Source organism: Microcoleus sp. SVA1B4 (assembly GCF_036700545.1).
Taxonomy (GTDB): Bacteria; Cyanobacteriota; Cyanobacteriia; order Cyanobacteriales; family Microcoleaceae; genus Microcoleus.
In genome coordinates this window covers 40,302-65,598 of sequence record NZ_JAUBPB010000014.1, presented here as the reverse complement: position 1 = coordinate 65,598, position 25,297 = coordinate 40,302, and the positions used below count along the sequence as shown (strand labels likewise).

The following is a 25,297-nucleotide window of genomic DNA, read 5'->3' as shown; positions in this document are numbered from 1 at the left end:
GAAGAGTTGCGAGCGATCGGCAATTTAGTTGCGATCGCTCAAAAATTCTCTTCCCTCTCAACACTCACCACTCAAAACTATTGAGAGAGAGTCCGGCGTTTAGTAACCATCCGGTAGGCTTCAATAATATCGCCATCCGCCCAGTCGCTAAACCCACTCAAGGAAATGCCGCATTCAAAGCCAGCATTGACTTCCTTGGCATCTTCCTTCATCCGTTTTAGGGAGTCGAGGACACCTTCGTAAACGACATTGTTGCCCCGGCGCACCCGCACCTTACAGTTACGGATGACTTTGCCAGAGAGTACCATACATCCAGCCACAGCCCCGCGACCGATCGCAAAGACAGCGCGCACTTCGACTTGACCCAAAGGTTCTTCCACCAATTCGGGTTCCAGCAGGCCTTCCATCGCCCCTTGAATGTCATCCAAGAGGTTGTAGATGATGCTGTATTCCCGCACGTCTACGCCAGCTTGGTCAGCCGCGAGGCGAGCGTCGGTGGCCAGAGTAGTATTGAACCCGATAATTACAGCATTACTGGCTGCTGCGAGGTCAATATCCGTTTCTGTAATTTCCCCAGGAGCAGATAGCAGCAGTCGGAGTTGAACTTCTTTTTGAGGAAGTTGAGTCAGAGCGCCGACAATTGCTTCGAGGGAGCCTTGGACATCTGCCTTCAAGATCAAGTTGAGTTCCTTGAGAACGCCTTCCTTAGCTTGTTGAGAGAAGCCGCTGAGACTGATCCGGCCGCCTTGCAGCAGGCGTGAATCTCGTCGGGAGGTAGCTCTTCCGCTTGCGATCGCCGCAGCTTCTTTTTCGTTTGCGAAGACATCAAACTCGTCTCCGGCGCGAGGAACTTCCCGCAGCCCTAGCACTTCCACCGCGAAGGATGGAGTTGCGTGTTCTACGCGTTCGCCCCGGTCATCGATCATGGCGCGCACCTTGCCCAAAGCCGAGCCTGCGACCACAATATCGCCCACTCGCAGAGTGCCGTTCTGAACCAGCAGAGTTGCCACTGGCCCCCTTGCCTTGTCGAGGTGAGCTTCAATCACAGTACCCTTAGCCGGTCGGTGCGGGTTGGCGTTGAGGTCTTCCATTTCCGCGACTGTCAGAATCATTTCCAACAGCGTATCCAGGTTTTCGCCTCGGATCGCGCTGACTGGAACCATCGTGATATCGCCGCCCCAGTCATCTGCCACCAAGCCGTACTCAGTAAGCTCTTGCTTCACCCGTTCCGGCTGAGCACCCTCCTTGTCAACTTTATTGATAGCCACGACAATTGGCACTTTCGCAGCTTTCGCGTGGCTGATCGCTTCAATTGTCTGGGGTCGCACGCCGTCGTCCGCCGCCACCACCAAGATGGCGATGTCCGTAACCCGTGTTCCCCGAGCCCGCATCGCTGTAAAGGCTTCGTGACCGGGCGTATCCAAAAATACCACCTGCTGGCTCTTGCCTTCGTGTACCACATCCACGTGGTAAGCACCGATGTGCTGGGTAATGCCCCCAGCTTCTCCCTGAGCCACCTTGGTTTTGCGGATCGAGTCGAGCAAGGTAGTTTTACCGTGATCCACGTGACCCATAATCGTTACTACTGGGGGACGGCGTTCGAGGTATTCCAAATCCGCTTCGTCCAGCATCTCGATCACTTTGATAGCTGGGGCTACTTTTTCTGGGGTTTCCACCTCTACGCCCATTTCTTCGGCTACCATCCTCACCGCTGGAATGTCCAGGGTTTCGGTAATATTTACCGCAATTCCTTTAGAGAAAAGCCGCTTAATAATTTCGGTTTCGGGAACAGCCAGAGTAACTGCTAGTTCTTGAACGGTCATCGGCCTGCTCAGCAGCAGCTTTTCTGGACGTTCTACCTTAGCTTCGGCTGTTTTGCCCCGGTTGCCGCGTCCCCCGCTCGAACCTGAAGAACTTTTATCGTGAGAAGGGCCTGGTCTCTTATTTTTTCCGCTGCTTCCGGGTGCGCCCGGAGTTGGTGTTGACTTGGGTGCTGCTTGTCCCTTCGCTTTCGCTGGGCGGGCTAGGGACAGGCTGACCGTGACTGGTGCTGGCAGATCCAAGCCGTTTTCTAAGTCATCGTCATCCTCGTCTATGGGTTTTAGGCGAGAACGTTTTGCCTTAACAGCTTTGGCAGCTTTGGCAGCATCTGAGTTTTCGTCATCATCTTCTTCCCAAATGACCGATGTCTTTTTGGCAGGACGAGGGAGGGAGGGCCTTTCGAGGAGAGGAATCTCCAGCAACGGCGTATTATCTTCTTCATTGTCATCAGTGTCATCCCCTAGGGCTCCGGTGCCACCGCCCCGGCTACGCAGCCCGGTAGCTGACGTTGCGGGGGCCAGGCTCCGGCGCGGCCCACCGGGCTGGGGTCGATCGGCCAGTGGAGTTTTGACTGGGCCACCAGGGCCTTCCCGGCGCGGTCTTTGCGCGTCGCGAGATTCGGTACCTCCCGGTGCAGGTCTGCTGGGGCGGCTCGGTTTAGCCGGCGCTTCCAGAGTTTCTGACTGTCCTGATTGCTCTTGCTCGGTTTTTGCCAGTTTGAGTACCGGCTTGTTCCCCAGATTTTGTGGGGTACGGCTAGCCGACTCGGACGCCCCTCTGACGGGCGGCGACGTGAGTTTTGCCGAGGGCGCAGGAGGGGCCATCGGCGGTTGCTGGGTGCGTTCTGGAGCCTTGGACGACGGCGGTTGAGGTGCCGCCGGTGCCTGAGCCTGGGCGGTGGTTTCCGGGGCGATCGCACCTACATTTTCCGACACTTCTGACGGAGCCGCCGGGACAGCCACATTTGGCTTCGACAGTACAGGTCGATTGATATTCGGTTTAGCTGGAGGCTGGAGTTGTTGAGCTGCAGGCGACTTTGGAGGAGTTGCCACGGTTGCCGCGGGCTGGTTTTGGTTCTCCTCGTTGCCTGCAGGCTGGGAGGAAGCACCAGCCGGGCGTACTTTTGGACTGCGTATTTCTAAAATTTGCTGCTTTTTTTGTTGGTCGTTAGGGTGAGGGCCAGATTCTCTAGATGGCGCTGCTGCTCTTTCGGGTGGAGCTGGCTTGCCGGGGGAAGAGTGGCTACTGGCTACGTATTTTTCCGCCGTTTTGCGAATGCGCTCTGCTTCGGATTCTGTAATTGTGCTGCTGTGGCTCTTGACTGAAATATTGAGCCGCTCGCAAACTGCCAAGATGTCTTTATTATCCAAATTTAGTTCCCGTGATAATTCGTAAATTCTTACTTTGCCGTTGTTCATCCACTCTGCCCTCTTTTGTGCCAACCAGTTTTTACATTGTGATTTTTTGTGCTAATGACGACATCATTCGGTGTGATTGATTCAGTGTCAGGAATCGGGGTTTTGGTACTCGCTCAGCAATTTTATCTAAAAGATGCAACTCGCTGAAGTCTGCGGTTGAAGAATTCTCAAGTCTGTTTGGGAACTTGGAACTCCGAAGTCTGAGTTTTGGCAAAACCCACTCTCTCAAGCTTCAAAGTTTGCCTTTCCACCTTGAGGATACCTCTGCTAGTACCCTACCCTTATCTAATCTGACACAAATCTTTCCAGACTGGTGGGCAGATCGGATTGGGGTTTTATAGCTGGCGCTACCGGTAATTACTGGTAGGGCTGCCAAGAGGGTTTATACAGTCGATGCCGAACTATTGTCGGTTTTTCGTCCGGCTAGGCCCGAGTAAGATGTACAGTCAGATGTGGCTAAACGCTGCCAAAGTGTTTGGTAGAGTTCGTCAGACACAGGCGCTTTGAGCGATCGCCCAAGTCGATTTTTTTTCTGAGCTGCTTTGAGGCATTCGGCTTCCCGACAAAGGTAAGCAGAACGGCCCATGCCACGATCTAATTGTACCTGATGAGAAGGATAGAGCCTGACTACTCGCCAAAAAGCTTCCTTAGGAGCTATTTTTCGACAACTTGCACAGCACCGGTAGTTCGGTTTCATTTCTTGTCAGAGGGGGAGTAGGGGGAGAGGCAGGGCTGTTTCATTCTGCGTAGGGGCAATCCCCCCGTGGTTGCCCCATGTCCCAAAGGCCTGTGAAATCGTCTGTGGGGGGGGTAGGCATTCTTGGCACTACAAGAGTCAAAATCGCGGTTTTCCTGAGAATGAAACCGCCCTGGGGGGAGAGGAGGGAGTAGGGGACAACTCCTCCTTGTCTGGCGAAGATAGAAAATCTTAGGACAAGGAGTCAGAAGACAGAATTCAGAATTCAAAATACGCCATGCCTCAAGTCAGGGGTAAGGGTTACGGAAAAAATTTTTGGTGTTCCACGATTAAAATCGGGGGCTTTAAAGCTCGATTCTCCATCCTGTCGCACAGAACCCATTCTGGATTCTGAATTCTGAATTCTTCTTCGGTAAATGTCACAGTTTTTAGACAGCGGCTTCGGTTTCCTCCGTAGCGGCTGCCTCCTCTTGCTCAAATTCTGCGCTTTCCTCGTCGTAGTCGCCTGCTTCCTCGTCGTAGTCCCCTGCTAGTTCTTCGAGCCTAGTTGCTTCTGCTGCCAATTTGCTGTCTTCGGCCGCGCGATCGTACTTAGCAATATCTTTGATATCGATTTTCCAACCGGTGAGGCGGGCTGCGAGACGCACGTTCTGACCTTCTTTGCCAATGGCAAGACTCAGTTGGTCTTCAGCGACCAAAATGTGAGCTCTCCTGCCTTCTGGAGCAACTAAACGCACTTCATCTACTCTAGCGGGACTCAGAGCGTTAGCAATATAAGTTGCTGGGTCTGGAGACCAGCGGATCACGTCGATTTTTTCGCCCCGCAATTCGTTGACTACTACCTGAATCCGCGATCCCCGCGCTCCGATGCAGGCTCCTACAGGGTCTACGTCGCGATCGAGAGTATCAACTGCTATTTTAGTCCGGGGGCCGACGTGCCGGGATGGCGGATTTGCCTCCCTGGCTACGGCGACAATTCTCACCACACCATCTTCTATTTCTGGTACTTCGTTAGCAAACAGGTAAACCACCAAACCTGCGTCCGCTCTAGAAACAAGTAACTGCGGCCCACGAGTTGAGCCTTCGCCTACTTTTTTGAGATAAACCTTGAATGTAGCGTTGGCCCGATAATTGTCGTTGGGCAACTGTTCGCGCTTAGGGAGTTCGGCATCTACTTCTGGCTGACCGAAGCTGCTGGTGACAGCTAAAATTACCGACTGCCTCTCAAACCTGAGCACTCTTGCTTGAAGAACGGTTTCTTCTAAATCTTTAAACTCTTCTTGAATCATTTTGCGCTGTTGGTCGCGCAGTTTTTGAGCGAGAACTTGTTTGGTCTGGATCGCCGCCATGCGACCAAATTCTTTTTGATTTGGTGTTACGTCTACGAGCACGATGCTCCCAGGTTGAGCTTCCGTGGCTACTTCTTGCACTTCCGTAAGTGAGATTTCGTGATCGGGATTGATGACTTCTTCGACAATAGTTTTGTTGGCTAAAACGCGGAAACCTTCTTGTTCTGCGTCTAGTTCTACATCAAAGTTGTCGAAGTATTCTTCGCTGAAGTGATCGAGTTTTTGGGTACGGCGGTAGCGTTCGTATCCTTTGAGCAAGGCTTCTCGCAAGGCTGCTTGGACGGCGTGTTTGGGTAAATTGCGTTCTTTGCTAATACCTTCGACCATTTCTTTTAGTCCGGGCAGGGGAACCATTGACATATAAAACACTCCTTTTTTGCTGTGGTAATAAGTAACTGGTAATCGGTAATTGGTACTTGGAAAATTTTCAGGAAAAATGATGACGAGGAGTGATGAGTTACTGGATAGGATTAGGGAAGCTAGGTGCAGTAACAATTTATTTGTTGTTCCTCTTCAACCCGCTGCTACAGATGTGATTGTTAAAAATTAACTCGCAGCCAAGCGTTTTCAGCTTGCTGCGAGGCAATCGCAAAACTCAAATCGGGCGGGCACAGGGGCACCGCCCCTACAACTCAACACTCAAAATTTCCCTTTACATCTCCTTTCCTTCGTCTAGTTCAACTTTGACAATCTGAGGGCGGGGAATTTTAACCTGTCGCCCTTTTTGATTGAGATAAACCGCTGTTTCATCCCGGCCCAGGAGTAGGCCTTTCCACTCTTTGATTCGCGAGTCGGGTTCGGTGGTTTTGGCTGTCACGGGGAAACCTTTAAAGGTAATAAATTCTCGATCGCTGCTGAGCAATCGGGATATTCCGGGACTGGAAATCTCTAGCACGTAGGCATCGGGTATGATGTCGGCTGCCTCTAACTCGGCATCGAGGGCTGTGCTCATGCGCTCGCAGTCGGCTAAACCAGTGTCTTGTTGGAGGTTGCGGATGTCTACCCGCAAGACGGGAGGATTTTGGTTGGTGTGAAACACTGCTCCCACTACTTCCAATCCCAGTGTTTCCGCAACGGGGGTAGCTAAGTCAATGATTTGTGGGATTAGGGGATGAGTCATATCGAATACTTAAGTTAAAACTCCTAAACTCGGACACGGCAAGGAAAAATTTGTTGTTGAGATTGCTTGGTTTTGAGGTGGTTTGATTAGGTGGCTGCGACTTTCGTCTTCAACTTTGGGACTTACCCAACATCCCAGCAGGGATCTCAAGCGGGGGGGTACCCCTACTAAATCAGTCCTCAACTTGCAAGTCAGACGCCCTGATCTCTTTTCCTGCGACTAATGCAACAAAAAAAGTGGGCTTGACCCACTCCTAGGTAAAACAATTTCTTCCAAGAAGTTTGAGGACTTCTTCCGATCGAAGGGAGGCCTCAGTTCTCAGTTTAGCTCGATCGCCCGCCCGGTGACAAACTGATCGCCATCGGCGGGCTGTCCGAGGGCAGAAGGGGAGAGATCACAGGGGGAATGAGGACGACTTCATCACCGTTTTGGAGTGGGGTGGGGCGAGGGCAAATTCCTGGTTGATATTCAAGCAGGTGCGATCGATCTGAGATGTTGCACCATTCTCGCTTAACAGGCTGGACGGCCTGTTCCACAAAGAGTAGATTTTCTTGTGGAACAGGCCGTCCAGCCTGTTCCTAAAAAGCTTATTGACAATGGTGCAAGATGTGCGATCGAGCCTAGAACAGGGGGGAAGTGGCACTCAGGCGTTCTAGGACTTGCGATACGGGAGTTGCTTTGGGAAATTCTAATTTCACTTGGGACAAGCCCTCTGCTTCTTGATAGGCGGCCAAGAGTTTGACAGTGATGGTGATTGGTAGATTAGACATGGGCGATCGCCAGATTAACGATATATTGACAAAATAGCCCAACTAAGATTCACCCTAAAAAATCCCCTTTACTAATGCTGAATTGGAAGCTCAATAACAAACTCTACCCCCCATTCTGGCGAGGAAATGCAGGTCAGCTTACCACCATGTTTTCGTTCTACGATCTCACGGCTAATAGACAAACCTAAACCTGTCCCTTTACCTACTGATTTAGTAGTAAACATCGGCGTGAATAAATGCTGCATTACTTCCTGAGTTATGCCAACCCCATTATCAGCAATCCGAATCACCACTCTGTCATCCTGAAGCATTTCAGTGCAGATCCGAATCTGTGGAGTGTCATTGCTCTGTTTCTTTTCCCCGCACAGCGGACAACTAATCGTAGACTCTTCTAAAGAATCAATTCCATTCGCCAATATATTCATAAACACCTGATTAAGTTGCCCCGGATAACACTCTACTAGCGGCAATTCGCCATACTCTTTAATCACGGCAATTCCTGGGAAACTTCCTTTAGGTTTCAGTCGATGCCCTAAAATTAATAAGGTACTCTCTAGCCCATCGTGAATATTAGCTGGCGTTAGTGCCGATGTATCCAAGCGAGAGAAATTACGTAGTGACATAGAAAGATTGTAAAGTCGCTCTGTTCCTAGCGCCATTGAATCAAGAATTTTGGGCAAATCTTCAACAATAAAATCTAACTCAATCTCCTGGGACTTCTCCTCAAATTCTGATGTCGAAGTAACGTTGTGCTGGCAAAGCCGAGTCATCTCGATCAAATCGGCAATATATTCCTTGGCAATAGGGATATTATTGGAGATAAAACTAACTGGATTGTTAATTTCGTGAGCTACCCCAGCTACAAGTTGACCAAGACAAGCCATCTTTTCACTTTGAACGATTTGCACCTGAGCTTTTTTAAGATTATCCAAAGCTTGAGAAAGTTCAGCCGTTCGTTCTTCCACCCGTTTTTCTAACTCCTGTGCGAGCTGATGTAACGCTGCTTCTGCTGCGAGCCTGTCTTCAATTTCCCGTTTGAGAAGCAGATTTTGGTCGGCGAGAGTTTTAGTCAAAGAACGCAGTTTTAAATGGAGGTTGACGCGAGCTAACACCTCCTTTTGTTCAAAGGGCTTAGTAATGTAATCCACCGCCCCTAGATTAAAGCCTTTGATCTTATCTCCTATGTCAGAAAGAGCCGTCATAAAAATTACCGAAATTTCGTTCGTCAACGGACTTTCCTTCAGGCGATGGCAGGTTTCAAACCCGTCAATTCCTGGCATCATTACATCTAACAGAATCAAATCCGGCTGAGTATATTCAGCCTGTTCGATGGCAGTTTCGCCATCAGTTGCTACCAATATCTCCCATCCAAAACCCGCTAAAGCTTCAGAAAGCACGTCCAGATTGCTAGGATTATCATCGACGATTAAGATGCTACTTGTTTCAATATTTGCTGCCTTCATTCTGTTTCTATCCTGTGGGATGTAATAAACTCTTTTATTTTTTTCACCTGATAGCCTTGGGCTAACTGGCGCAGCTCAACAGCAAAGGACACAAATTTCTGATCTAACTTCTCTAGGTGCTCACTGCGCTTCACAATTCCTTTCACGTTGCCTCTCATCGCCAGTTCAAATAAAAGTTCAATTTCTTCGGGCGGGGGAGCGACTACAGAGGGCGATTCAGAAAGTGATTGACCATCTGATGAAAAAGGAATAGTGCTGATTTTTTCATTCTTTAGTTCCTCATATATCCATTCAAGTTTTAAATACTTTTGCAACATCTCAAATAGCTCTTCTGCCTGCACAGGCTTACCGAGAAAATCGTTGGCTCCCCCCTCCAAGCTTTTATGTTGGTCGGTAGCAAATACACTGGCAGATGAAGCAATGATTGCCACATCTTTATAGTGTGACAAATTTCGGATACGGCGCATCATCTCAAAGCCATCTAACACTGGCATCACCAAGTCAGTGATAATCAGATCAAACTTAAACTCTTCTACTTTTTCTAAACCTTCTTGACCGTTTTTAGCTTCGGTTACTTCAAAGCCGAGGGGTTCCAGCAGGTTGACAATCACCGAGAGGTTTTCCCATTTGTCATCCACAACCAAAACTTTCTGTTTTCTACCTTGGTAGCCAACCAGCTTTCTTTGCTTGGCAATCGTGACTGTATTTGCCCAGTCGGCCGCTTCCCGTAAATCCAAATCTAGCCAAAAAACACTGCCGACTCCTGACTGGCTTTTTACTTGGATTGTACTACCCATCATTTCGACAATTTTCTGGCTAATTGTTAAACCGAGTCCGGTTCCTTCTGCCTGACGCTTGCTGTCTCCTACCTGTTCAAAAGGCAAAAATATTTTTTCTAATTGTTCTGGTGTCATACCAACGCCAGTATCTTCTATTTGAAACCGAATTTTGTGAATTGGTGAGGCTGGCTTTTGGTCATGGCTTTGTACCTTTTCACCTGTCCCCTTTTCCAGATGTTCTATCTTAAAAGTCACTCGTCCCGAGTCGGTAAACTTAATTGCATTGCTCAGCAAGTTAATTAGTACCTGTCGCAAGCGTTTCTCGTCAGCGTAGATGCCAGCAGGAATTTCCGAACTGGGTTGATAAACAAAAGCAATTCCTTTTTGTTCGGCTCGGATGCGGCAGATTTCCGCGACTCCCTGCAAAAAGGAAGGAAAATGGAAATCTTTCGCGTACAGTTCCAATTTCTGGGCTTCAATTTTAGCGAGGTCTAAGATGTCATTGATCAGGGTTAACAGGTGGGAACCACACTGGTGAATAATACTGATGCCTTGGATATCTTTCGGAGCCATCGTTTTTGAGCGTTCTAGGATTTGAGCGTATCCTAAAATTCCATTGAGTGGCGTTCTCAATTCGTGACTCATATTCGCTAAAAATTCACTTTTAGCTTGGTTGGCAGTATCAGCGATTTGTTTGGCTTCCGTGAGTTCGGCGGTGCGTTCTTCTACTCGGATTTCTAGCTCGGAATTGGTTTTGGCTAGCGCCTCAAAGGATTCGCGCAACTGTTGTGCCATAAGGTTGAAAGACTGACCCAGGACTTCTAGTTCTTCTATGCCTTTTACCTGCACATTTTTCTCTAAGTCGCCACTGGCGATCGCCCTAGAAGCTTCGCTCAAACGGAGAATCGGGCTGGTAATCCAGCGTGCGGTTAAGATTCCCAGAACGGTAGCCAGCGCCAAGGCTCCCAAACACAACAAAATGGTAGTCTGGGTATTGGCGTTAATTTGATCCATGAAATCGCTTTCAGGAACGACGACGACGATCAGCCAGTCCAATCCTCGGCTATCCTGAAAGGGCATAACTTGGAGGAATTCCCGCTGGCCGGCGATCGTAAAATCCAATTGCTGAGAGCTATTAATTTTAGTTAGGTCGCCAAAGTGTTCTTTTAAATGCGCTGTTGTCAGCCGAATTAAATCATCTGTGCTGTCTAAAGCATTCAGGCGATCGAGTTTGCCATTGTTGGTGATAAAGGCTTCTTTGAGAGTTGAACTGCCTACTAGGAGTCCCGAACGTTCCATAATGAATGTCTGTCCCGATCGACCCATTTTTAAGCTTTGCAGAAAGTCGCTGAGGAAAGAGATCAATAAATTAGCAACGAATACTCCACGCAGTTCGCCACTTTCGTCATACACTGGATGTCCGGCAGGGAGGGAGAGCGTTTTCTGACCTGTAAGCGGAAAAATTTCGCTCCATGTGGGCCGGCTATAGCGTACACTGTCTTTATACCAAGAACGGTTGAGTATATTGTTGCTAGGAGAAATGTTTAAGAGCTTTGTTTGATTGCCGTTGCTATCCGATTCGTAAATATGAAATTCAGTACGACTATCCTTATGTACTCTTTTAAAAAAAATTTTGCCATTCTCTTGGCGTTCAATGGCAATGAACTCTCCCGTTTTAGTAGCAAAACCCATCTGCGGCAGAGAAGGAAAGGCTTGAATTTGCTCCCACAAATAGCGCTCCATACTCTCCAATTCGTCTGGATTTAAGTATCCTAGGCGAAGGGCATTGGCATTCAGTTGATTGACGCGAGGAGCTGTGTCTAGGTAAGTGTTGAGCTGCTGCTGGATACGGGCCGTAATTTCACTCCGCAACTGACTAGCAACTTCGTTGACTGCTTTTTGCCCGTTGCGTAAGGATAGCCAGCCTGTGAGCCCGACGGCAGCAAATATTTGCAGAACGAATGGGAATACTAAAATCAGGCGCAGGGACACCTTTTTTTTATAACGGTTTGACAGGAAAGTGGTTGCAGAGGTCTGTGACATTTATTGGTGTTACTCCTGGGGTAACGAGTTGGCTGAAAAATCTCAGTGGATTGAGTGAAATGAGGCTGAGGAAATATATCTTGAAAAGCCATCTATAATAGTTAGTGAAAAGTTTGAGACAGTAACTTGCTTAAACAAGAAGGGCTACTTACGTATTTTTTATGCCAGGGGTATAATAATATCTGACTAAAGATACTGATGCGCCTTATTTTTCTAGCATTGGTAAATTATTTGAGCCTTTAGGAAACCAGTTAGCAATCATATCTAATAGATTACTTGGTTTAGAGCTATGTGTAGCAGTTTTTAACTTTACTTTACAGAGAGCCTCTAAAAAGTAGAATCTCATCAAACTTACATATAAATTGATATAATGTACGTCTAAAAAAACTGACCACAAATTTCTTGATGGTACCCGCCACGTGATTTATCCGTGGAATCAATCCAAAATCGCAAATCGAAAATCCTCAAGCCCCCGCATTTATCTCGCGCAAGTCAATCTAAAATCTAAAATCTAAAATCTAAAATCGATTGACAATCAAGCATCCAGGATACAAGCCCCCCGATTCATCCGTCCAGAAATAAAAAACCTGTATCCGATGAAACTTGCCCCCGAATTTATCCGTGGGGTCAATGCTTCAATCGAAAATCGAAAATCGAAAATCGAAAATCGAAAATCGAAAATCGAAAATCGATTGACCTTTCTCGCTAAAAACATGAAACGCCAGGCCGCTGAGAACCCTAACGGCGGTTTAACTCACTACCGCGCTGAAGATTTGATGCACAACCCTGTGAATGACTCTCGTAGACAAGGGCATCGCACATGAAACTTTAAAATTCCAGCAAGTTTCATTGGCAGGAGTTAAAGCAGGGTAATTGCTAATTGCTAATTGGGGAAGAAAAAAATAAGTAAAGCGGTGGAGACTTGCCCTAACGCGGGGCTATCCGTTGCAGTTCTTTGGCTTGTTCTAAAATTTTCTCGAAGTCTTCTTCGCTCAACCGCTGAATGTAGTTGATTTTGAACTCTTCTAGAAAGTCGCACAGCAGCAGTTGTATTTCTTGCCAGGTTTGCTGCTGTTGCAGTTCGGTTCCTAAAGCTTGCCCGAAATGTTGGACTAGCTGGCTTGAGAGTTTCATGCCTATGGGGTCTTCGGTGGCGATTTTGAAGGCTTCGTAGGCATCTTGGGGGCCGAGGGTGGCTAATTTTGAGAGTTCTGCAACTAATTGCTGTGCTAGCTGTTCGGGCAGGTTTCCCAGGCCGGGTACTTGCTTCCATCCTTGATAGAGGGGGGATTGTTTGAGGAAGCTTTCAATATTGTACCGGAGGAGGGCTTCTAGGTCGGGCTGGAGTTGGGGGAGGACTTTGTAGACGGTTATTTGGACGAGATGGGTGGCGATCGCTTCTATTTCATTGATATTGTTGATGTCGAGATAGCGCTGTTTTGGGGATTTAAAGAGTTGACGAGCGAGTTCGCCTGTGGTGATTGATTGTTGCATCTGGTTGATGAGTTGAATTACTACAACTTCGGTCAATTCTTGAGCGAAGTTGGCGACGAAACCTCGGCTGATTTGGGTGCGTATGGGTTGGAGATCCGGCATTTTGGCTTGGTGGATGCGAATTGTGACGGGTAATACTCGCAACAGGCGCCAGAATGGGAGCAGCAGGAAGATGTCGTACCATCGCCAGAGCATGGCCGATCGCCAAGTGACGCTGCGGTGGCGGCGGCTGATCGAGTAGGTACGGGCTAGAAATTCGATCGCGAATATGGCAATGAATGGCAGGTCAATTAGCCAGAAGTTATCGGTGAATTCGCCGTTGTCTCCGATCGCGCGGTAATAGTTGGTGGCGATTAATGGCTTGATTTTGGAGTCAAACCACTGGATTTCTTTTTGCCAGTCTTGTTTGTTTAAATAGTCAGGGCTCCAAAATCTTTGGAATGATTGTTTAGCGGAGTCTTCTGGATTCGGGACGCGATCGCGCATCCGGTCTTTTATTTTTTCTAGGGTGCCACTTTTTGATGCTACTCGAAAGGGATCTTCATCGATCATTTTCGCGCTCAGATTGTTTATTTCCTGCAATTTTGCTGCTACTTGGGGAGAGGGCAATCCTGTTTGCACTACTTGAATTTTTAATTCTTCTAAGGTTTCCAGATATTGCTGGGTGTCTCGGTGCGGTTTAATTCCTTTAAATGGGTCGTATACTTGAGTTAGAACTGGGAGTTGCCGGAAGTAGAAATCTCGTCCGGGGACGTAAGTTATGTCAAATAATACTAGGCTTAAATTTCCTAGGGCGACCAGTGCCATGAACCGCTCGAACCAAGGTACTTTTGGTGATTTTTTGCGGGAGTTTGGAGTTGGAGAGGGCAGTAGTTTTGGTGTCACTAGCGGTTCCTAATTAAGTAGACCGATCGAAATAGATGTAACTGGTAATAGCTGAAAAAAGGAAACAGGGAAAACTGGCTAAGTGTCCGATCGAGCTCGGATGGCGATCGCGGAAGCTAGTCTTTATTTTAACGTGCGTTTGTTGGGGATTTTTGGATTGTTAATTATGCCTGGTTAAGTTAAATATTTTACGGGTAAAATATTAAGGTCGATCGAACTTGACGGAAGCTGTGGCTCCCGTTAGTGTGCTTCTCTCTGGCAATAAAATTATATCTCAGGCGGAATCCTTAGTTTTTTTGGCGTTGCAGTGCTCACGGGGCTGGCAATAAATGACTATTTCTGTTTGATATACGGGCTATTTGACCGCTAAATCAAATGTATTGCACGCAGCGGAGTCTAAGGTTAGATGTGGACTTCGAGTTTGAGGTCAAACCCTCAAGAGAGTTATACTTGCTCAGGGGCGGCAGTCTGGTGAGAGCGCCCCCTCTGATGGCGAGGGTGGCTGCCGCCTCCGTAAGGTTCGAGGTTTCGCCTCTACAAAAACCAGCTCGCGATCGGACTCTTGAATAATATAAAACCCTTCCTACTAATTTTGTTCGCATTTTTTTAATATATGACATACTGCCTTAATCTCGATTGCCCAAGAGACAAGCGTCAGAACCCACCAGGCACAAAGTATTGTCTTAATTGTGGTTCAAAGCTGCTGCTAAAAGACCTTTATGCAGCAACTGAACCGCTACGCGATGGGGGATTTGGCAGGACTTTCCGAGCTGTTAATCATGGAAAATTTGAGGAATTGTGCGTGATTAAACAGTTGTCACCCCCTCAAGAGTTTCAGCGGAAGCCCGGTCATTTTAAAAAATATGTTCGACTGTTTGAACAAGAGGCAAGGCGGTTATACGAACTGAAGCACCCGCAAATTCCTCAGTTAATTTCTTATTTTGAGGAAGATGGGCGCTTGTATTTAGTGCAAGAGTTTATTGATGGCAATAATTTAAAGGATGAGTTAGATAAGTACGGTGCTTATAGCGAAATTAAAACTTGCGAACTGCTGTTAGATTTGTTACCTTTATTGAAGTTTCTTCACGACCGCAATGTGATTCACCGCGATATTAAGCCGGAGAATGTGATCCGCCGATCTCGCGATCGTAAGTTAGTGCTGATAGATTTTGGGGTTTCCAAACAGGTAGTAGCTGCTGCTCCCACCAAAACAGGAACGAAGTTGGGAACTCCCGGCTACGCGGCTCTAGAACAGCGTCACGGTAGGGCTGTTCCTGCTAGCGACCTTTATAGTTTGGGGGTGACTTGCATTCGCTTGCTGACTTCTGTTATGCCTTATCTGGATATCTACGGGGACATTCACGATGACCTTTACGATCCCCTTGAAGGCCGGTGGCTTTGGAGAGAGGCTTTGCCAAAAGGAACACAAATTAGCGAGGATTTAGGTCAGGTTTTGGATAAGTTAATTCAGGAATATGTTAAAGATCGCTACAAATCTGCTGTGGAAGTTTTGGATGCTTTAAAACCTCCTGTTGTTGTTGTCCCCGTGCTGGAAAAGTCGCAGCAGGCAACTGTTGTTAGTCCTTCGGTTCCTACTCAACCTGTGACTGATACTCAGCTAGTTTCTGTGAATTTAGAGTCGGAAAAAGGTATTGATTATTCTCACTTGGCAAGGCTGCTGGCTGCTAAAAATTGGCGTGGTGCTGATGAGGAAACTTCTGCGAAAATGCTGGAGGTGATGCAGCAAAATTCACGGGGTTATTTGAGTGAGGAAGATATTAGGAAGTTTCCAGCTAAGGATTTGCAGACTATCGATCAACTTTGGGTGCGGCACAGTCACCGCAGATTTGGTTTTTCTGTGCAAAAGGGTTTGTGGCTCAAGTTGGGGGGAAAGCCTGGTGTTTATGATGCTACAGTTTGGGAGAAGTTTGGCGATCGCGTGGGCTGGCGGGTTAACAGTCAGTGGGTATACTATTCGGAGCTGAATTTTACTTCTAAAGCAAAGCCTGGACATTTGCCGGGGGGGACTGTTTTTGGGTGGGAAGGCGGGGTTTTGTGCGGTGTTTTGGGTTTGGGTGGGATCTGGTTTCTGCTGTCGCGGCGGGATTTGTAAAGGGAAGGTAGAAGGTAGAAGGCAGAATTTATTAGTCAGGCTGCACCCCAAGCGTAGTCCAAGTGTTATAGCAATCCTTGCAGGAGTCGTAATTTTTTTACCCCACCCCAACCCTCCCCGATGCCTTGGGGAGGGAGTAAGAAATTCACAAATGATGCGAGGATTGCTATAGTCATGAAATAGTTTTGAGTTGCGAATTAAAGAGTTAACAAGTTTTGAGTTTAATTATCTGTTATGTAGAAAATAGCCCTAAAAAAAGCGAAAAATAAGATATAATCACAAACCCTTTTTTTTGTGCTATGTTCTTAGAGAAGGGCAAGTTTGCAAAGTCAAAAGCCAGTCCTCGGCCCTGCAAAAGCAGGGGGACTGGCTTTGGCTCCAATTTACCAAGGAGATTTATTTAGTATGTTGCAAGAAAAACGTCTCAAGCCGTGGACTATAGTTCGCTCGCTTCCAAATGTGGAAAAGGTTGTTGTGGGTGAGTTTCGCAGTTGGTCTGATGCAGACGGTCACTTGAAAATTCTCAAACGGATGGTTCCGGCGGATCGATTGAGTGTTGTGTTCGATCCGGTAGTTCAAGCGTAACGTCGCTGGTAAATTGATCAGCGTGCGATCGCTCTTTGATCTAAGCGATCGCCTCTTTTTTTAGATACTATTTTTTGACATAAAAAATGCGATCGCTAAACAGGCGATCGCAAATTGAATCATTGTCCTTAACTGCGGCGAATTTCCGTAATTTGGTCGGCAACATCCAAAATTCTTTGGGGCATCGATGGCCCGGTAAAAATCATATCCAAATGATGGGGCTTGTTGTCAATCAATGCCACCACTTCGGCTTCGGGAATCAAGCCCAAATTAACCGCTAAACTCAATTCATCGAGAATAACTAAGGAATAACGACCTTCACGCACCGCATTTTGAACATACTGCCACAATTGTTCGATCGATCGCGTCTCCAGCTCATCTAAATCGGCCTTCTCAATGCAGCGTGACAAATCGCAGCGCACCCAATCTAAATTTTGCCCCAGCCGCACCGGATGCTGGTGCCCTTGATTAATTCCCCCTTTGAGGAACTGCACCGCTAGCACGGGAGCTCCCTGTCCTGCAATTCTGAGGGCCTGAGCCATGACACTGGTAAAAAAGCAGCGGTGCGGGCCTGTAAAGACTTGCACCAGCCCTTGAACTGTGTAGGGCAAGCTGTGGGTTAAATTGAGTTTAGGGGTTTGTAACTGAGCAACCATAGGGCAATATTTAATCAGCAACTAAGTCTTGAGTGCAGCTCCGACCTTGGCGTGGCTGAAGCCTGCTTGACAATATATAGTGTACTGGGCCGAGTGCACATCGGATCGAACACTAGATATATAAGTTCTCAAAAGCTAGCGGCAGTGGCATTCGCAGTCATTTGTTCGATTTTTGAACTAAATTAGCACTTAGGCAGAAACGGGGTTTTTTACCAAAATACGGCGTGGAGCTTGACATTTATACAGTTATAGGGTGAAAAACCACGGTGATGAGAGCATTTTTTGTAGGTTGGGTTGAGGAACGAAACCCAACAATCAAGCGTGGCGTTGGGTTTCGTTCCTCAACCCAACCTACGGAAGTTATTTAATCCACGATCCTTAGATAGTTAGAGGGTGAAAAACCAAGGTTATGAGAGTCTGGCTTCGTCCAGGGCTTTTAAGAAAAGGTACACACATCGCGTAAAATTTGAATGTCGCGGCACTAGGAGCAGGGACTGTGAGAGTGGTGATTCTGGGAGGGCCAGGAGCGGGAAAGGGAACTCAGGCTGAACTACTGTGCAGCAATTTGAGCCTTCCTTTGCTGGCTGTGGGGGACATTCTACGGGAGGCGATCGCAGAAGACACAGATTTAGGCAAGCTGGCGGTGTCTTATGTCGAAAAAGGGGAATTAGTTCCCGACGCAACTATGATTGAATTCTTTCGCCGCCGACTGCTGCTGTGGGATGTCTTTAATGGCTGGGTGTTGGAGGGCTATCCGCGAACGGCTTTTCAAGCTGAGGAGTTGGATTTTTTATTAGAGGATTTGGCTCAGCAGCTAGATTGGGCCGTTTGGCTGAAAGTGCCGATCGAGGTTTTGCTGAGCAGGTCGATCGAGCGCGATCGATCGGATGACCATCCTGAAATTTTGCAGCGCCGGCTCGATTTATACCACGAGCAAACTATCCCGATTTTAGATTATTACGAGCATCGCAACAAGCTGTTAACTGTCGATGGCGACCAATCCCCAGAACAAGTCCAGCAGGAGCTTCTCAAATTGATCGAGGCTAAGGGCCAATCGGCATAAGATTTTAGATTTTAGATTTTAGATTTTAGATTGCATAACTGCATATTTATCGAATCAAAAAAACCGGAAGATTAATACCCAATTTTAAATTTTTAATGCCCAATTACCCATTACCAATCACCTAAATATTATGTCTTTCCAACGTCCAGATGGCAGACAACCAAATCAAATTCGTCCGATTAGTTTCGATCGACAGTTTACCAAATTTGCTAGCGGTTCCGTACTGGCGAAAAGTGGCGATACTCAGGTACTTTGCAGCGTTACAATCAAGCCGGGAGTGCCTAGATTTCTGGAGAATACCGGACAAGGTTGGCTAACAGCGGAATACCGAATGTTGCCGGGATCTACACCGCAGCGGCAAGAGCGGGAATTTATGAAATTATCGGGACGGACTCAAGAGATTCAGCGGTTGATTGGGCGCAGTTTGCGATCGTGCTTGGATATGCAACTGTTGGGAGAACGCACCATACTTGTCGATGCGGATGTTTTGCAAGCGGACGCTGGGACTCGCACGACTTCAATTACTGGCGGGTTTGTGGCTGTGGCTGATGCTTTGAATAAGTTGGTGCAAAAAGGTGATTTAGTGCGATCGCCCATTATTCGTCAAGTGGCGGCGGTGTCTGTGGGGCTTTTGGAAGGGGAGCCGTTTTTAGATTTGAATTATCTTGAAGATGTGGCGGCTGAAATTGATTGTAATGTGGTAATGAATGGAGATTTGAATATCATCGAAATTCAGGGAACTGCGGAAGATGGAAGTTTTAGTCGGAGTCAGTTAAATCAAATTTTGGATGTGGCAGAAACTGGGATTCAAGAATTGTTGGAGGCTCAGCGGCAGGCTTTGGTGGAGTAGTCCGGCAGTCCGGCAGGGGTTGAAACCCCTGCCTCAAAGCTAAAGTCCTCTTAAGAGGACTGAGAAGAAGAATTTTTCAACTCATTAGTCCTCTTCAGAGGACTTTAGCTATTAGCCAGGGAATTCATTCCCTGGCGGACTGGCGGGCGGGCGGGAGGACTGGCGGACTGACGATTTAAGTTGACACAAATGGACACGGTGCGGTGTCCCTACGGGGATCGATATGGGGTGTACTTCATAAACCTGCAATTTGCTGTATATATCCAAAACTAAACTTCGTCGCTCTTACCTATTGCCTTTCGCACTTTCTCAACTTGGTTAGGTGCTTCCATTTCATTGAAGAGTCGAATCGCTTCTTGAAACGCAGTCTGACTCTTCTCGGCATCACCCATCTTTTGGTAAGTTAAGGCAAGTTGATAATTAGCCTCAGCTAGATCGCATTTTGCGCCGATTTTGTCTAGCAATTCGATCGATTCTGAATGATGCGAAAGCGCTGTTGTAAAATCGGATTGTTCTCGATAAAGCTCTGCCATACCACTTAAAGCTTTAGCCTTAACCTGAGTGTAGTGACTTTTTTCTGCAAATGCGATCGCTTGGCGGAACATTTCAAAAGATTTTTCAGTTTTTCCTAAATTTTTATAGGTTAGACCCAGAAACAATAAACTGTAACCCGTAGACCAAGCACTTAAAAGCTTTAATTTAAATAGTTCACTATCTTCAACTTTTTTAGCAAATTCAAATGCTTTATTTTGAACTCTTAATGATGAATAACAAAACGCTAAACAAAACCATGATTCTACCGCAAATCTATGATATAATTTATTTTTAGCAAGTAAATTTGCCAATTCAAAATTGCTGATTGCATTTTCTATTTCTCCGATGTCCAGTTTACAGAGTCCTATATTAACATAACTAACTATATTAAAATTTTTTAAATTAAAATCAATGGCGATATTGTTGGATATTTTGTGGTATTGAATGGCTTTATCAATAGAGCCAGTTAGCCAGTAGAGATCGCCTAATATATTATAGAGGCTGCTCAATGAATAGCTGGGTTGAATATAGTTTATTATTTTAAGAGTTGCAGAAATCATTTGTTTTAACAATCCCAAACGATAAAATGAAACACCTAATGCTTCACCTTTTTCCCATTGATTATCTCTTGGTTTGATCAGAATCTCAGCAGCTAATTCAAAATTTTCAATTCCTATATAGTGATAATAAGCTTCAACAGCTCTTAATGCCTGTTGTACTGTCTCTACTATTTCAACGCTTTCAGTCCAAAACTCTGCTGCTTTGCGATTCGCCTCTTCCCAATCTTCACTTGCTCTCAGTCGGGCGATCGCCTCAGCCCGAATCATCGGATGCAGCCAATATTCTCCCTTATTAAACTCTACCAAAGAGCGATTTTCGCAGCGATTCAACACCCGTCGCTTCTGTCCTTCTGGCACATCCCAAAGTAAGCATAATAGTCCCTCAGTGCGGACAGTCGGCACATCCTGATAGCGATAGCATCCCAAACGGCAGAGGAGTTTATAGGCTGCGGGGTCGAGTTCTTGGAGACGGTTAAACTGACTGGTAACTAAATTGTTTAAATCTGTCTTAACCAACGGATCGGCGCTATTTTCCCGCCAATAAGCCACCATATTTCCATCAAAGTCTTCTCGAATTGCACCGCGCAAAATACCCATTGCTTTTGCATTACCTCCATAGGTGTTGTGCATTGCATTGAGAGTCGGAATATCAATATCAATATCAATATTGCGACTGCCGAAAAACTGTTGCCATGCCGGTTCATCCAATCCGAGTAATTCGTAATGATCGACAGTCACTTCAGGATCGCACAGGCGATCGCGACTGGTAATTAGCGTCACTGACAGTAACGTCGAGTCAGCCAAAATTCGCAGCAATTCTATATAGCGGCGATGGGGTTGAATAAATCTACCTAGTCCATCTAGCGCTGGTTCCAGGTTATCAATCAACACTCCTACTTTGCGCGTTTGAAGTTGCCGTTTGAGCCGGCCAAGCATCACCCCAAATTCCCGCCCCGGTTCTTCATCAAAGTCTCGCTTCAGGCATTCTTCAATCACGTTTTCGACGGGAGTAATATTCTCCGTCTCCTTCGCCATCGGGATTTCTAGCACTAAATCAAACCCTTGGGAATTGAGATATTGCCGCGCCAAGGTTGTTTTACCTATACCGCCGGATGCTTTGATGACGATGATTTTTGCGCCTTGGTTGATATAGGTGTTGAGGGAGGCGATCGCCCCTTCGCGTCCCACAAAATTCTGGTTTGGTATTGAGGGATGTGCGATCGATCCCTCAACCTCTAGAAAATCCGAGTTGGGATTTGACGTATGAATTTTGACCAAAGTATTGTCATATTGCTTCTGAGCAAATTGGTTGCCCCATTCAGCATAGGAACAGCCCAGCAGCAAGCGACACAAGCCATCGACCAGCCAAAGTTCAGAGGTATTTCGTTTTCCTTTCAGTAAATTTAATACAGCTTGGTCTGAGGGGCAGCGGTCAGGATCTATTCGGTTTTGCCAGTGGACGATAAGTTCACCTGTGCGGGCGCGGCTATTTCCGGGTTTTTTATATCTTTTCTCAAACTCGGTCAGTAAGCTTCCTTGCAGGTCTGGACATACATTCACCGAGACATTGGCTAGGCTCATGGAGGAATGGCGCTAATGCGGACTGTACTTTTAGGTGTTTCAGTGATTTTAGCAGCGAAGTTGGCTTAAAGTTGGCTTTTTTATAATTTGGCTTAAAGTTGGCTTTAAAAGTATCTTTTAGTGTCCCTATTAAACTTAACTTCTGAATACACTCTAGTCATGGGTTAGCTCACCCCATGAAATCAAATTTGATACCGAGTTCAAAGAATACAACTTCAAAAACTAATCGAGGTAATTTTTCAATGCCTGAACAATATAAAGGATACGATCGCACAGAACAAATAGAACAGCGAAACGGAGAAGTCGTCGATTCTGACTTTAATCTTGATTCTGTTGTTACCTACGTGCTCAAAAATCATCCAGAGTTGAACGAAGGAATTGATGAGTTAGTGAAGCAGTATCGCTGCTTCATCTACCTCTGTGGTGTATTTAGTAGTACCTTAAATGTGCCATCCCAGGAAATCGACAAGATATGGCACGGTCACATACTGCATACCAAGGACTACGCAGAGTTCTGCAATGCAGTAGCTGGTCAGTTCATCCACCACAATCCTTTTCCCGAGGAAGAGAAGAACGATCCTCAAAGGATTGAGCGTGCTCGACAAAAATTAATTGAGGCTCAGCAAAAGCACTTTGGACGGCTGGTATTTCAGAATGTCTCTGCTATTTGCAGCAGTGGAGGCTGTGGCGACTAGCTAAGTTTTAGTGATAGCTAATCTTCTCCCACAGTAGGAGGGTAGGCAATGCTAGCTCTCCTGCTTAGACAATAAGTGCGATCGCGCTTACCAGATTTTGATTATTTAGAGTTCAGTTATGAATTTATCTAACCCTTGAAGCACACATTAATTGAGTGCGAACCGGGTTATGTGAAACACATAACTTTTAATTCGATTGCCCAATGCAAATACACAACCAAACATTACAACTGGAGTAACTACAATGTCCTTACCAACAACTGATAATGACTGGGACTTGAAAAGTGGCAGTAGGGATTATTTTGACAACAACCCTGCAACACCTACCTGGTCACCAAATCAGGATGCGTCACCTCAATTGAAGGATGTTGCCCGTAACCTCAGCCAAAAGCTGGGGGTTCCTATAAACGGTTTCTTAGGACTTTCAGGAGGCTATATCTATGAACAGTCTCGTGCATACAAAGGCCCCCATGCAGGAATAGATTTCTCCGCAGGTGCGGGAACTTCCATTAAAGCCGTTGTTTCAGGCACCATTGAAAACGTCTCGAACCAAGGAGCTGGTGGTTTCTTCATTGCTGTTCGTGGTAACGACGGCAAGCGTTGGATTTATGGTCATATAACTAACTCACGCGGATTAGCTAATGGGCAAACCATTCAGGCCGATCAAGAGGTTGGCAAAGTTTTCAATCTAAGCGGCCCACACCTTCACCTGGAAGTTCACACCGATTTCAATGCCCCAAAAACCGGCTTCTTCCAAAACAGCGGGAATCCTGCTAGTATTGCTCTCTTGAAGCAGCAAACAATGAGTCCGCTCCAAGCTTTTTCGCAGTTGAATAACGGAGGCGGTAGCAATCCGAAGCCACCAACGCAAGGAGATGACATCATTACTGGTAATTCTGCTAGCAACAACTTAACTGGTCTTGGAGGTAATGACAAGATATACGGACAAGATGGCAACGACACCCTCTACGGTGAAGCAGGTAACGACTACCTGAACGGTGGTGCAGGTAATGACTACCTCGATGGCTATGCCAGCTTCAACAGAGCCGATTTCGACACCTTAGAAGGAGGGACTGGGGCTGATACCTTCGTTCTGGGAAATACCCGTCAGGGGATGTTCTACCAAGGAAACGGCCAAGCTACGATTAGTGACTACAACTTCCGCGATGACTACATCCAGTTGCGCGGTAATGCCAGTCAGTATCGCCTCATCAATCAGGGCAATGACAAGCTCATACAAACTACGGCCGGAGACACGCTGGCTATTGTCAAAAACGTGCCTGACCTGAGCTTTAATGTCACGTCTTCCCGTCGGGATTTTAAGTTTGTTTAACTTGCTTGTGCATCTACAAAAAATAGTATCTTTAGCAAGACTGGAAACTTGTGACAGGGTGTAGCGCTAAATGCTTACACCCTTTTTTCTGATTACTGGATTTGAGACGAAAATTTACTACTTGTGCTATAATTGAATAAAAATCTTTGTAATTACCAATTGCTAAGATAATGCAATCTGAAAAAATATCAATTTCCCTATCACAATCGCTACTACAGTTTATTGAAAGCTACAAAATTGCTAAAGGATGCAACTCGCCCTCCCAAGTAATAGAAGTAGCTTTGGAATTGCTGCGGAATCAAGAACTAGAATCTGCTTACCGACAAGCATCCAGTGAAGTAGACTCCGCCTGGGATCTAACACTTGCCGATGGATTGACAGATGAAACGTGGTGAAATTTACTACGCTAATCTCAGTCCTACGGTTGGTTCTGAGATAGATAAACGCCATCCCGTATTGGTGGTGAGCAATGACGCTAATAACCGTGCAGCCAATACAGTTACAATTCTACCAATTACCTCTAATGTAACCCGTGTCTACCCTTTCGAGGTCTTACTAAATCCAGAGGATAGCGGTTTGCCCAAACCTTCTAAAGTACAAGCACAGCAAGTACGGACAATTTCTAAACAGCGAATCACCAGCGATGTAGTGGGAAGTTTGAGTGAGGAAATCATGCAGTTAGTAAATGCGGCTCTCAAACTGCATTTAGATGTCGATTAACTGTGATATATAGGCGTTTTTTTTCGTGGCACGGGCGTCCCGCCTGTGCGCTCAATCGCGGGCGTCCCGCCTGTGCCAGGCCAAGCTTTTAAGCTATAATAGCTGCGTAACGTCGAGGTAAGTAAAAAAGTAACATGGATCAAACTTCTACAGTTACAATTAGCAATACATCTTATCAAACCCTCGCAGAAATCTCTGCACTCTCAGGAAAACCAATCGAAACAGTTCTCGAACAAGCGATCGAACAATACCGAAGACAACAGTTTTTAGCAGCAGCCAACCAAGCTTATCTTGCCTTACGCGATCGCCCAGAAGCTTGGCAAGAAGAACTTGAAGAACGGGAAGCTTGGGATATCACTTTAGAGGATGGTTTAGAATGACATCCGCCAAACCATCGCGGGGTGATATATGGCTGATTGACTTGAACCCAACACGAGGAAGAGAGCAAGCTGGCAAGCGTCCCTGTCTAGTGACATCTGTAGATTTATTCAATCAGGGTGCTTCGGGATTAGTTGTGGTACTACCAGTCACATCGAAAGATAAAGGAATTCCCTGGCACGTCGAAGTTAACCCCCCAGAAGGAGGACTTAGACAGCGAAGTTTCATTAAATGTGAAGATGTGCGATCGATCAGTATAGAAAGATTTTTTGAACTGTGGGGTACAGTTTCTCCCACAACATTAATGATGGTAGAAGAAAGACTGCGTATTCTTTTGAATTTATAGCTAAAAAAAAATTAGCTTTCATACAGATAAATATCCCTTTCATT

At 46.4% G+C, this 25,297-nt stretch carries 21 protein-coding genes; 10 read left to right on the top strand and 11 right to left on the bottom strand.

The window, feature by feature from the left end; translation table 11 throughout:
• Positions 1-77 precede the first annotated feature (77 nt).
• The 9 genes from infB to QT987_RS09440 all read right to left on the bottom strand — a co-directional run bounded on the left by infB (position 78) and on the right by QT987_RS09440 (position 13,839).
• Complete coding sequence (gene infB / locus QT987_RS09480; protein WP_333239259.1) at positions 78-3,239, bottom strand: translation initiation factor IF-2; 3,162 nt, start codon at positions 3,237-3,239, stop codon at positions 78-80.
• 382 nt (positions 3,240-3,621) lie between these two features.
• A complete protein-coding gene (locus QT987_RS09475) occupies positions 3,622-3,936 on the bottom strand; it encodes a YlxR family protein (RefSeq protein WP_333057840.1) in 315 nt (104 codons plus the stop codon).
• Between the two features lie 428 nt (positions 3,937-4,364).
• Positions 4,365-5,645 (bottom strand): transcription termination factor NusA, encoded by a 1,281-nt coding sequence (gene nusA, locus QT987_RS09470; protein WP_333239257.1) that lies wholly within the window; start codon positions 5,643-5,645, stop codon positions 4,365-4,367.
• A gap of 292 nt (positions 5,646-5,937) precedes the next feature.
• Complete coding sequence (rimP, locus tag QT987_RS09465; protein ID WP_333040953.1) at positions 5,938-6,405, bottom strand: ribosome maturation factor RimP; 468 nt, start codon at positions 6,403-6,405, stop codon at positions 5,938-5,940.
• A gap of 323 nt (positions 6,406-6,728) precedes the next feature.
• Positions 6,729-6,941 carry a hypothetical protein gene (locus QT987_RS09460; RefSeq protein ID WP_333239255.1) on the bottom strand — a complete coding sequence of 71 codons (213 nt, stop codon included), beginning with the start codon at positions 6,939-6,941 and terminating at the stop codon, positions 6,729-6,731.
• An 84-nt stretch (positions 6,942-7,025) separates the two neighbouring features.
• On the bottom strand, positions 7,026-7,175 hold the full coding sequence (locus QT987_RS09455) for a thiamine S protein (RefSeq protein ID WP_333239254.1): 150 nt from the start codon (positions 7,173-7,175) through the stop codon (positions 7,026-7,028).
• A gap of 71 nt (positions 7,176-7,246) precedes the next feature.
• On the bottom strand, positions 7,247-8,638 hold the full coding sequence (locus QT987_RS09450) for a response regulator (protein WP_333239252.1): 1,392 nt from the start codon (positions 8,636-8,638) through the stop codon (positions 7,247-7,249).
• Positions 8,635-11,460: an ATP-binding protein gene (locus QT987_RS09445; RefSeq protein WP_333239250.1), complete on the bottom strand. Its 2,826-nt coding sequence runs from the start codon at positions 11,458-11,460 to the stop codon at positions 8,635-8,637. The genes QT987_RS09450 and QT987_RS09445 overlap by 4 nt, the downstream gene beginning before the upstream one ends.
• A 927-nt stretch (positions 11,461-12,387) precedes the next feature.
• The gene (locus tag QT987_RS09440) at positions 12,388-13,839 is read right to left on the bottom strand and encodes a hypothetical protein (protein WP_333239248.1); all 1,452 of its coding nucleotides are present in this window, start codon (positions 13,837-13,839) and stop codon (positions 12,388-12,390) included.
• A gap of 613 nt (positions 13,840-14,452) precedes the next feature.
• On the opposite strand from QT987_RS09440, the gene QT987_RS09435 reads away from it, so the two are divergent.
• A complete protein-coding gene (locus QT987_RS09435) occupies positions 14,453-15,952 on the top strand; it encodes a GUN4 domain-containing protein (RefSeq protein ID WP_333239246.1) in 1,500 nt (499 codons plus the stop codon).
• A gap of 321 nt (positions 15,953-16,273) precedes the next feature.
• Positions 16,274-16,537 carry a hypothetical protein gene (locus tag QT987_RS09430; protein WP_333239244.1) on the top strand — a complete coding sequence of 88 codons (264 nt, stop codon included), beginning with the start codon at positions 16,274-16,276 and terminating at the stop codon, positions 16,535-16,537.
• Between the two features lie 128 nt (positions 16,538-16,665).
• Here QT987_RS09430 and QT987_RS09425 read toward each other — a convergent pair whose 3' ends face one another.
• Positions 16,666-17,193, bottom strand: a complete 528-nt coding sequence (locus QT987_RS09425; RefSeq protein WP_333239242.1) for a P-loop NTPase family protein — start codon at positions 17,191-17,193, stop codon at positions 16,666-16,668.
• Between the two features lie 496 nt (positions 17,194-17,689).
• On the opposite strand from QT987_RS09425, the gene QT987_RS09420 reads away from it, so the two are divergent.
• On the top strand, positions 17,690-18,256 hold the full coding sequence (locus QT987_RS09420; RefSeq protein ID WP_333239240.1) for a nucleoside monophosphate kinase: 567 nt from the start codon (positions 17,690-17,692) through the stop codon (positions 18,254-18,256).
• A gap of 130 nt (positions 18,257-18,386) precedes the next feature.
• Positions 18,387-19,106: a ribonuclease PH gene (gene rph / locus QT987_RS09415; protein WP_333239238.1), complete on the top strand. Its 720-nt coding sequence runs from the start codon at positions 18,387-18,389 to the stop codon at positions 19,104-19,106.
• Between the two features lie 269 nt (positions 19,107-19,375).
• Here the strand turns inward: rph and QT987_RS09410 are convergent, their stop codons facing one another.
• Positions 19,376-21,781 (bottom strand): tetratricopeptide repeat protein, encoded by a 2,406-nt coding sequence (locus QT987_RS09410; protein ID WP_333239236.1) that lies wholly within the window; start codon positions 21,779-21,781, stop codon positions 19,376-19,378.
• A gap of 242 nt (positions 21,782-22,023) precedes the next feature.
• Here QT987_RS09410 and QT987_RS09405 point away from each other — a divergent pair, with 242 nt between their 5' ends.
• The 6 genes from QT987_RS09405 to QT987_RS09380 all read left to right on the top strand — a co-directional run bounded on the left by QT987_RS09405 (position 22,024) and on the right by QT987_RS09380 (position 25,253).
• On the top strand, positions 22,024-22,476 hold the full coding sequence (locus tag QT987_RS09405; RefSeq protein WP_333239234.1) for a hypothetical protein: 453 nt from the start codon (positions 22,024-22,026) through the stop codon (positions 22,474-22,476).
• Between the two features lie 244 nt (positions 22,477-22,720).
• On the top strand, positions 22,721-23,809 hold the full coding sequence (locus tag QT987_RS09400) for a peptidoglycan DD-metalloendopeptidase family protein (protein WP_333239232.1): 1,089 nt from the start codon (positions 22,721-22,723) through the stop codon (positions 23,807-23,809).
• A gap of 170 nt (positions 23,810-23,979) precedes the next feature.
• Complete coding sequence (locus tag QT987_RS09395) at positions 23,980-24,204, top strand: CopG family transcriptional regulator (protein ID WP_333239230.1); 225 nt, start codon at positions 23,980-23,982, stop codon at positions 24,202-24,204.
• Positions 24,191-24,529 (top strand): type II toxin-antitoxin system PemK/MazF family toxin, encoded by a 339-nt coding sequence (locus QT987_RS09390; protein WP_333239228.1) that lies wholly within the window; start codon positions 24,191-24,193, stop codon positions 24,527-24,529. The genes QT987_RS09395 and QT987_RS09390 overlap by 14 nt, the downstream gene beginning before the upstream one ends.
• A 134-nt stretch (positions 24,530-24,663) precedes the next feature.
• Complete coding sequence (locus tag QT987_RS09385) at positions 24,664-24,909, top strand: hypothetical protein (protein WP_333239226.1); 246 nt, start codon at positions 24,664-24,666, stop codon at positions 24,907-24,909.
• Entirely contained in the window at positions 24,906-25,253 is a 348-nt protein-coding gene (locus QT987_RS09380; protein WP_333179692.1) for a type II toxin-antitoxin system PemK/MazF family toxin, read from the top strand. The genes QT987_RS09385 and QT987_RS09380 overlap by 4 nt, the downstream gene beginning before the upstream one ends.
• Positions 25,254-25,297: the final 44 nt, after the last annotated feature.

Bases quoted from the DNA above. Each gene is read 5' to 3' on its own strand.
- infB (WP_333239259.1), bottom strand. From the start codon at position 3,239: ATGAACAACGGCAAAGTAAGAATTTACGAATTATCACGGGAACTAAAT.
- QT987_RS09475 (WP_333057840.1), bottom strand. From the start codon at position 3,936: ATGAAACCGAACTACCGGTGCTGTGCAAGTTGTCGAAAAATAGCTCCT.
- nusA (WP_333239257.1), bottom strand. From the start codon at position 5,645: ATGTCAATGGTTCCCCTGCCCGGACTAAAAGAAATGGTCGAAGGTATT.
- rimP (WP_333040953.1), bottom strand. From the start codon at position 6,405: ATGACTCATCCCCTAATCCCACAAATCATTGACTTAGCTACCCCCGTT.
- QT987_RS09455 (WP_333239254.1), bottom strand. From the start codon at position 7,175: ATGTCTAATCTACCAATCACCATCACTGTCAAACTCTTGGCCGCCTAT.
- QT987_RS09450 (WP_333239252.1), bottom strand. From the start codon at position 8,638: ATGAAGGCAGCAAATATTGAAACAAGTAGCATCTTAATCGTCGATGAT.
- QT987_RS09445 (WP_333239250.1), bottom strand. From the start codon at position 11,460: ATGTCACAGACCTCTGCAACCACTTTCCTGTCAAACCGTTATAAAAAA.
- QT987_RS09435 (WP_333239246.1), top strand. From the start codon at position 14,453: ATGACATACTGCCTTAATCTCGATTGCCCAAGAGACAAGCGTCAGAAC.
- QT987_RS09425 (WP_333239242.1), bottom strand. From the start codon at position 17,193: ATGGTTGCTCAGTTACAAACCCCTAAACTCAATTTAACCCACAGCTTG.
- rph (WP_333239238.1), top strand. From the start codon at position 18,387: ATGTCTTTCCAACGTCCAGATGGCAGACAACCAAATCAAATTCGTCCG.
- QT987_RS09410 (WP_333239236.1), bottom strand. From the start codon at position 21,781: ATGAGCCTAGCCAATGTCTCGGTGAATGTATGTCCAGACCTGCAAGGA.
- QT987_RS09405 (WP_333239234.1), top strand. From the start codon at position 22,024: ATGCCTGAACAATATAAAGGATACGATCGCACAGAACAAATAGAACAG.
- QT987_RS09400 (WP_333239232.1), top strand. From the start codon at position 22,721: ATGTCCTTACCAACAACTGATAATGACTGGGACTTGAAAAGTGGCAGT.
- QT987_RS09395 (WP_333239230.1), top strand. From the start codon at position 23,980: ATGCAATCTGAAAAAATATCAATTTCCCTATCACAATCGCTACTACAG.
- QT987_RS09390 (WP_333239228.1), top strand. From the start codon at position 24,191: ATGAAACGTGGTGAAATTTACTACGCTAATCTCAGTCCTACGGTTGGT.
- QT987_RS09385 (WP_333239226.1), top strand. From the start codon at position 24,664: ATGGATCAAACTTCTACAGTTACAATTAGCAATACATCTTATCAAACC.
- QT987_RS09380 (WP_333179692.1), top strand. From the start codon at position 24,906: ATGACATCCGCCAAACCATCGCGGGGTGATATATGGCTGATTGACTTG.